This is a genomic window from Streptomyces sp. NPDC043952 (assembly GCF_056435325.1).
Genome location: NZ_JBWKES010000056.1, coordinates 19,039 through 27,279 on the forward strand (window position 1 = coordinate 19,039; position 8,241 = coordinate 27,279).

The following is an 8,241-nucleotide window of genomic DNA, read 5'->3' on the forward strand; positions in this document are numbered from 1 at the left end:
GCACTTGCCGACCGATATAGGAGACATACCGTGACATCGGCTGTGACCATTCCCAGGCACGGGGGCACTGGAGGGCTGACGGCCGTTGCCGCGCGGGCGCGGCAGGTCGTGAAGGCGTACGGATCCGGGGAGACCCGTGTCGTCGCGCTGGACCACGTCGACGTGGACATCGCCGGCGGCCAGTTCACCGCGATCATGGGCCCCTCGGGGTCCGGCAAGTCCACGCTGATGCACTGCCTCGCGGGCCTGGACACGGTGACGAGCGGTCGGATCCATCTGGCGGACACCGAGATCACCGGCCTGAAGGACAAGAAGCTCACCCAGCTGCGCCGGGACCGGATCGGCTTCATCTTCCAGGCGTTCAACCTGCTGCCGACGCTGAACGCGCTGGAGAACATCACGCTGCCGATGGACATAGCCGGCCGCAAGCCCGACCGCGCCTGGCTGGACCGGGTCGTGGAGACCGTCGGCCTCGCCGGGCGGCTCAAGCACCGGCCGACGCAGCTGTCCGGCGGCCAGCAGCAGCGCGTCGCCGTGGCCCGCGCGCTCGCCGCGCGACCGGAGATCATCTTCGGTGACGAGCCGACCGGAAACCTGGACTCGCGCGCGGGTGCCGAGGTGCTGGGCTTCCTGCGCCGCTCGGTGGACGAACTCGGCCAGACCATCGTCATGGTGACCCACGACCCGGTGGCCGCCTCGTACGCGGACCGGGTGCTGTATCTGGCCGACGGCCGGATCGTGGACGAGATGTACCAGCCGACGGCCGATCAGGTCCTGGACCGCATGAAGGACTTCGATGCGCGGGGGCGTACGTCATGACCGTGCTGAGAACCTCGATGCGCAACTTCTTCGCGCACAAGGGCCGCATGGCGCTCTCGGCGGTCGCGGTCCTGCTGTCGGTCGCCTTCGTGTGCGGCACGCTGGTGTTCACCGACACCATGAACACCACCTTCGACAAGCTGTTCCAGGCGACCGCCTCGGACGTCACGGTCAGCGCCCGCGGCGCCTCCGACACCGGCCAGACCACCTCCCGCACCGGCAAGCCGCCGGTCATGCCGGCCTCCGTCGTCCCCACCGTCCAGGGGGCGCGCGGCGTGCGGTCGGCCGAGGGCACGGTGTTCTCCACCTCGGTGACCGTGATCGACGGCAGGAAGGACAAGCTGTCGCCGACCAGCGGCGGCCCGACCATCGTGGGCAGCTGGAACGGCAACGACGCCCGCACCATGGAGATCACCACGGGTGCGGCGCCCAAGGGCCCCGGCCAGGTGATGGTCGACAAGGACACCGCCGCCAGGCACCACCTGAGGCTGGGCGACGACATCGGCATGATCTCGGTCGTGGGCACGCACCACGCCCGCGTGTCCGGCATCGTCGCCTTCAAGGTGACCAACCCCGGCGCGGCGGTCTTCTACCTGGACACCAGGACCGCCCAGCGGACCCTGATCGGGCGCACCGGTGTCTACACGGACGTCAATGTCACCGCCGCCCGCGGCGTGACGGACGATCAGCTGAAGAAGAACGTCACGGCCGCCCTCGGCCACGGCTACAAGGTGCGCACCGCCAAGGAGGTCGCCGACGCCAACCAGAAGAGTGTCGAGAGCTTCCTGAACGTCATGAAGTACGCGATGCTCGGCTTCGCCGGGATCGCCTTCCTGGTCGGCATCTTCCTGATCATCAACACCTTCTCCATGCTGGTCGCCCAGCGCACCCGCGAGATCGGGCTGATGCGCGCCATCGGCTCCTCCCGCAAGCAGGTCAACCGCTCGGTGCTGGTCGAGGCGCTGCTGCTCGGGGTGATCGGCTCGGTGCTCGGCGTCGGCGCGGGCGTCGGCATCGCGGTCGGCCTGATGAAGCTCATGAGCGGCATGGGCATGGAGCTGTCCACCGACGACCTGACGATTGCCTGGACCACGCCCGCGCTCGGCCTGCTGCTGGGTGTCGCGGTCACCGTCCTCGCGGCCTATCTGCCCGCCCGCCGGGCCGGGAAGGTCTCCCCGATGGCGGCCCTGCGCGACGCCGGCACCCCGGCCGACGCCAGGTCCGGTGCGGTGCGCGCCGTGCTCGGTCTGGTGCTCACCGGCGCCGGCGGCTGGAGCCTGTACGCCGCCGCGACCGCCGGCGAGGCCAAGCCCGGTTCGGGGCTGCTGGGCCTCGGCGTGCTGCTCACCCTGGTCGGCTTCGTGGTGATCGGCCCGCTGCTCGCCGGCGGTGTGGTCCGGGTCCTCGGCGCGATCATCCTGCGGGTCTTCGGCCCGGTCGGCCGGATGGCGGAGCGCAACGCGCTGCGCAACCCGCGCCGCACGGGTGCCACCGGCGCCGCCCTGATGATCGGCCTCGCCCTGGTGGCCTGCCTGTCCGTGGTGGGCTCCTCGATGGTGGCCTCGGCCACCGACCAGCTGGACAAGACCGTCGGCGCGGACTTCATCGTCCAGGGCGACCAGGAGTTCAGCTTCGTCAAGCCGCAGCTGGTGCGGCAGATCAAGGCCACCCCCGGCCTGGAGCGGGTCACCGAGTACAAGCTGCTCGACGCGACGCTGAGCACGCCGGACGGCAAGGTCTCCAAGGGGGTGACGATCAACGCGGCCGACGCCGGCTACGCGAAGGACGTGCGCACCAAGACGGTCGCCGGTGATCTCGCCGACGCCTACCGGCCCGACTCCATGTCCGTCTTCGAGGGCTTCGCCAAGGAGCACGGCATCAGGCTGGGCTCCACGGTCACGGTCGGTTTCAGGGACGGCAGGGCCGCCAGGCTGACGGTCCGCGCCATCACCAGCGACGACGCGGTGATCGACAAGGGTGCGATGTACGCGTCCATCCCGACCGTCGCGAAGTATGTGCCGGCCGACCGGATGCCGCTGGACCAGCTGGTCTTCGCCACCGCCGAGCACGGGCAGGAGGCGGCCGCCTACGCGTCGCTGAAGCGGACGCTGCGCGCCGACCCGGCGCTGACCGTGCGCGACCAGACCGACTACAAGAAGGCGCTCAAGGACCAGATAGGCCAGCTGCTCAACATGATCTACGGCCTGCTGGCCCTGGCGATCATCGTCGCGGTCCTCGGTGTGGTGAACACCCTGGCCCTGTCGGTGGTGGAGCGGACACGGGAGATCGGCCTGATGCGGGCCATCGGCCTCTCCCGCCGCCAGCTGCGGCGCATGATCCGCCTGGAGTCCGTGGTGATCGCCGTCTTCGGCGCCCTGCTCGGCCTGGGCCTCGGCATGGGCTGGGGCGCGACGGCCCAGCAGCTCCTCGCCCTCCAGGGGCTCGATGTGCTGGACATCCCCTGGCCGACGATCATCGCCGTCTTCATCGGCTCCGCCTTCGTGGGCCTGTTCGCCGCCCTCGTCCCGGCCTTCCGCGCGGGCCGCATGAACGTCCTGAACGCCATCGCCACGGACTAGCCGCCGCCGGCCCGGCCCACGACCACCGCATACGGGGGTTGCGGGGGAGCGCCCGGTACCGAGGAGTCCTGAGGACTTCCCGGTACCGGGTGTCCGTCCGTCCGGGATGGCGGGGTTGTCCACAGGCACCGGCGTCAACCCCGGCGGCGTCGTACGCTGGACACCCCCGGTCGCGCCCCGCGCCGGGCTGCTTGCGTTGCCCACCCCGGACGGAAAGCCCCCATGAGCCTGCACGGTCTGCTCGACGCCGTCGTCAAGGACCCCGCCCTCGCGGAAGCGATCACGGCGGCCGCGGACGGCAACCGTATGCACGTCGATCTCGTCGGCCCCCCGGCGGCCCGCCCCTTCGCGGTCGCCGGCCTGGCCCGCGAGAGCGGCCGTACGGTACTCGCGGTCACGGCGACCGGCCGTGAGGCGGAGGACCTGGCGGCGGCGCTGCGCTCGCTGCTGCCCCCCGAGGGCGTCGTGGAGTACCCCTCCTGGGAGACGCTGCCGCACGAGCGCCTCAGCCCCCGCAGCGACACCGTCGGCCGGCGCCTCGCGGTGCTGCGCCGCCTCGCCCACCCCCGCGCGGACGACCCCGAGACCGGCCCGGTCTCCGTCGTCGTCGCGCCCGTGCGTTCCGTGCTCCAGCCGCAGGTCAAGGGCCTGGGCGACCTGGAGCCTGTGGCCCTGCGCACCGGTCAGAACGCCGATCTGAACGAGGTCGTCCAGGCTCTCGCGGCGGCGGCGTACGCGCGCGTGGAGCTGGTGGAGAAGCGCGGCGAGTTCGCGGTGCGCGGCGGCATCCTGGACGTGTTCCCGCCCACCGAGGAACACCCCCTGCGCATCGAGTTCTGGGGCGACGACGTCGAGGAGATCCGCTACTTCAAGGTCGCCGACCAGCGCTCCCTCGAAATCGCCGAGCACGGCCTGTGGGCGCCGCCCTGCCGCGAGCTGCTGCTCACCGACGAGGTGCGCGAGCGGGCGCGGGCGCTCGCCGAGGAGCACCCGGAGCTGGGCGAACTGCTGAACAAGATCGCCGAGGGCATCGCGGTCGAGGGCATGGAGTCCCTCGCCCCGGTCCTGGTGGACGACATGGAGCTGCTCCTGGACGTGCTGCCCCAGGGTTCGATGGCCGTCGTCTGCGACCCGGAGCGGGTCCGTACCCGCGCCGCCGACCTGGTGGCCACCAGCCAGGAGTTCCTCCAGGCGTCCTGGGCGGCCACGGCGGGATCGTGGCGCGCGGGCGAAGCTCGCTCGGCTGAGGGTGGTAGTGGGCGACGGGCGGGCGGCGAGGCCCCGATCGACGTCGACGCGGCCTCCCTGTGGTCCATCGCCGACGTCCGCGACCGGGCGCGCGAGCTGAACATGATGTGGTGGTCCGTCTCACCCTTCGCCGCCGACGAGGAACTCGACGCGGACACCCTCAAGCTGGGGATGCACGCGCCCGACGCCTACCGCGGCGACACCGCCAGGGCGCTCGCGGACACCAAGGGCTGGCTCGCCGACGGCTGGCGCATGGCGTTCCTCACCGAGGGCCACGGCCCGGCCTCCCGCACCGTCGAGGTGCTCGGCGGCGAGGGCATCGCCGCCCGCCTGGACACCGACCTCGGCGAGCTGAACCCCTCCGTGGTGCACGTCTCCTGCGGCTCGATCGAGTACGGCCTGGTCGATCCGGGGCTCAAGCTCGCCGTGCTCACCGAGACCGACCTGTCCGGGCAGCGCACCGCGAGCCGCGACGGCGCCCGGATGCCCGCCCGGCGCCGCAAGACCATCGACCCGCTCACCCTGGAGCCGGGCGACTACATCGTCCACGAACAGCACGGCGTGGGCCGCTACATCGAGATGGTGCAGCGCACCGTGCAGGGCGCCACCCGCGAGTACCTGGTCGTGGAGTACGCTCCCGCCAAGCGCGGCCAGCCGGGCGACCGCCTCTACATCCCCACCGACCAGCTGGAGCAGATCACCAAGTACGTCGGCGGCGAGGCGCCCACCCTGCACCGCCTGGGCGGCGCCGACTGGACGAAGACCAAGGCGCGCGCCAAGAAGGCGGTCAAGGAGATCGCCGCCGACCTGATCAAGCTCTACAGCGCCCGCATGGCCGCCCCCGGCCACGCCTTCGGCGCCGACACGCCCTGGCAGCGCGAGCTGGAGGACGCCTTCCCCTACGCCGAGACCCCGGACCAGCTCACCACCATCGCCGAGGTCAAGGAGGACATGGAGAAGTCGATCCCCATGGACCGCCTCGTCTGCGGCGACGTCGGCTACGGCAAGACCGAGATCGCGGTGCGGGCCGCCTTCAAGGCCGTACAGGACGGCAAGCAGGTCGCGGTCCTGGTGCCGACGACGCTGCTGGTGCAGCAGCACTTCGGGACGTTCTCCGAGCGGTACGCGCAGTTCCCGGTCAATGTGCGGGCGCTGTCCCGGTTCCAGACCGACACCGAGGCCAAGGCCGTCCTGGAGGGGCTGCGCGAGGGCGCGGTGGACGTCGTCATCGGCACCCACCGGCTGTTCTCCTCCGAGACCAAGTTCAAGGACCTGGGCCTGGTCATCGTGGACGAGGAGCAGCGCTTCGGCGTCGAGCACAAGGAGCAGCTGAAGAAGCTGCGCGCCAACGTGGACGTGCTCACCATGTCCGCCACCCCCATCCCGCGCACCCTGGAGATGGCGGTCACCGGCATCCGCGAGATGTCGACCATCACCACCCCGCCCGAGGAGCGCCACCCGGTGCTCACCTTCGTGGGGCCGTACGAGGAGAAGCAGATCGGCGCCGCGATCCGCCGTGAACTGCTGCGCGAGGGCCAGGTCTTCTACATCCACAACCGGGTGGAGTCCATCGACCGGGCGGCGGCCCGGCTGCGCGACATCGTGCCCGAGGCCCGTATCGCCACCGCGCACGGGCAGATGTCGGAGGCAACCCTGGAGCAGGTCGTGGTCGACTTCTGGGAGAAGAAGTTCGATGTGCTCGTCTCCACCACCATCGTGGAGTCCGGCATCGACATCTCCAACGCCAACACCCTGATCGTGGAGCGCGGCGACACCTTCGGCCTCTCCCAGCTGCACCAGCTGCGCGGCCGGGTCGGGCGTGGCCGCGAGCGCGGGTACGCGTACTTCCTGTACCCGCCGGAGAAGCCGCTCACCGAGACGGCCCACGAGCGGCTGGCGACCATCGCCCAGCACACCGAGATGGGCGCGGGCATGTACGTGGCCATGAAGGACCTGGAGATCCGCGGCGCGGGCAACCTGCTCGGCGGCGAGCAGTCCGGGCACATCGCGGGCGTCGGCTTCGACCTGTACGTGCGCATGGTCGGCGAGGCCGTCGCGGACTACCGGCGGCAGCTGGAGACCGGGGAGCCTTCGGCGGGAGGTGCGGAGGAGGCCCCGCTGGAGGTCAAGGTCGAGCTGCCCGTCGACGCGCACGTCCCGCACGAGTACGCGCCCGGCGAGCGGCTGCGCCTCCAGGCCTACCGCGCCATCGCCTCCGCCAACTCCGAGGAGGACATCAAGGCCGTCCGCGAGGAACTCACCGACCGTTACGGCAAGCTGCCGGAGCCGGTGGAGAACCTGCTGCTGGTGGCCGGGCTGCGGATGCTGGCGCGGGCCTGCGGCGTCGGCGAGATCGTCCTTCAGGGCACCAATATCCGCTTCGCCCCGGTCGAGCTGCGCGAGTCGCAGGAGCTGCGCCTCAAGCGGCTGTACCCCGGTACGGTCGTCAAGGCGGCCGCGCACCAGCTGCTGGTGCCCCGCCCGAAGACCGCGAAGGTGGGCGGCAAGCCGCTGGTCGGCCGCGAACTGCTCGCCTGGGTGGGTGAGTTCCTGGCCTCGGTCCTGGGCTCCTGACCTCGTACGACACCAGGGTGTGAGCCGGCGTACGGACGGACGGTCCGTGCGCCGGTCTTCGGCCGCCGTGTGCCCCACCTCACGCCCTGCTTGCCCCTGAATCCTCCCTTTGGGACCCATCTGCCGCTCTGGAACGGGCAGTTACCGTAAGGGGCGGAACGATCCGCCCCGCTTCCGAGGGCGGACCCACAGGGCGAGCGAGGGGGGCGCAGCATGACGCGTCTGAAAAGCGGTGCGATCGGTGCGGTGGTGGTGCTGGCCGCGGTGGCCGGCTGCACGTCGGGCCAGGACAAGGGGGCTTCGGGCCCCGAGGAGAGAAGCGGTGGCGGCGCCGCGCTGACCGCGGCCGAGGCGCTGCCCGTCAAGGGCCGCGCCCCGAAGACCGGTTACTCCCGTGAGCGGTTCGGCAGCGCGTGGGCGGACACGGACTCCAACTCCTGCGACACGCGGGACGACATCCTCAAACGCGACCTGAAGGACGTGAAGTTCACCGGCGGCACCTGCAAGGTCTCCTACGGGCTGCTGGACCCGGACCCGTACTCGGGCAAGGAGATCACCTACCGGCGCGGTGCCAGCAAGGTTGACATCGACCATGTCGTCGCCCTCTCGGACGCCTGGCAGAAGGGCGCCAAGTACTGGGACGCGAACAAGCGGATCGCGCTGGCCAACGACCCGCTCAACCTGATCGCGGTGGACGCGAGCGCCAACCGCGGCAAGGGCGACGGCGACGCGGCCACCTGGCTGCCGCCGGACAAGGACTACCGCTGCACCTATGTGGCGACGCAGGTGGCGGTGAAGAAGAAGTACGGCCTGTGGGTCACCTCCGGCGAGAAGGCGGCGATGGAGAAGGTCCTCACCGCCTGCCCGAACCAGAAGCTGCCCTCAGGCGGCAACCCGACCGAGGCCCCGGCCCGCTTCACGGCGCGCTAGGTCTTGTCTGACAAAGGATCTTGGTTGGGTTCGCGGAGCCAGAGGATGAGCGAGGCGAGGTGGACTCCGGCGCGGTATCGGTCGGCGAGTT

At 71.0% G+C, this 8,241-nt stretch carries 4 protein-coding genes; all 4 read left to right on the forward strand.

Annotated features, from left to right (window positions below; all coding sequences use genetic code 11):
- The first annotated feature begins 30 nt into the window (after positions 1-30).
- The 4 genes from AC069R_RS33175 (at position 31) to AC069R_RS33190 (ending at position 8,150) form a co-directional block, all read left to right on the forward strand.
- Positions 31-819, forward strand: coding sequence for an ABC transporter ATP-binding protein (locus AC069R_RS33175; RefSeq protein WP_397985567.1), 789 nt, complete (start codon positions 31-33; stop codon positions 817-819).
- Positions 816-3,398 carry an ABC transporter permease gene (locus tag AC069R_RS33180; protein ID WP_478770413.1) on the forward strand — a complete coding sequence of 861 codons (2,583 nt, stop codon included), beginning with the start codon at positions 816-818 and terminating at the stop codon, positions 3,396-3,398. Before AC069R_RS33175 ends, AC069R_RS33180 begins: the two co-directional genes overlap by 4 nt.
- Before the next feature lie 222 nt (positions 3,399-3,620).
- Complete coding sequence (gene mfd, locus AC069R_RS33185; protein WP_478770414.1) at positions 3,621-7,220, forward strand: transcription-repair coupling factor; 3,600 nt, start codon at positions 3,621-3,623, stop codon at positions 7,218-7,220.
- Between the two features lie 213 nt (positions 7,221-7,433).
- Positions 7,434-8,150 carry an HNH endonuclease family protein gene (locus tag AC069R_RS33190; RefSeq protein WP_478770415.1) on the forward strand — a complete coding sequence of 239 codons (717 nt, stop codon included), beginning with the start codon at positions 7,434-7,436 and terminating at the stop codon, positions 8,148-8,150.
- Positions 8,151-8,241: the final 91 nt, after the last annotated feature.